Raw genomic sequence first — 272 nt, 5'->3', positions numbered from 1 at the left:
GAATTTGATATAGCTCTTAAATTGACGAAGCTTGCGCTTCATTCAAAAATGGTAAAACTTATTTTTGCCTCATCGTTCAGTTTTCAAAGACCAAAAAATAAATGGTCGGGAAGACAGGATTCGAACCTGCGACCCCTTGGTCCCAAACCAAGTGCTCTACCAAGCTGAGCTACTTCCCGTTAAAATGGTGCACCCTGAGAGATTCGAACTCCCGGCCTTTAGATTCGTAGTCTAACGCTCTATCCAGCTGAGCTAAGGGTGCATATGGTGCG

At 44.5% G+C, this 272-nt stretch carries 2 tRNA genes; both read right to left on the bottom strand.

What is annotated here, in order from left to right:
• Positions 1–102: 102 nt before the first annotated feature.
• Positions 103–179: transfer RNA gene (locus tag KNO90_RS14675), tRNA-Pro, on the bottom strand.
• A 6-nt stretch (positions 180–185) separates the two neighbouring features.
• Positions 186–262, bottom strand: a tRNA-Arg gene (locus KNO90_RS14670).
• Positions 263–272: the final 10 nt, after the last annotated feature.

The sequence above is a fragment of the Exiguobacterium sp. s63 genome (assembly GCF_018617335.1).
GTDB lineage: Bacteria > Bacillota > Bacilli > Exiguobacteriales > Exiguobacteriaceae > Exiguobacterium.
This window is presented reverse-complemented; position numbering and strand designations above follow the sequence as displayed.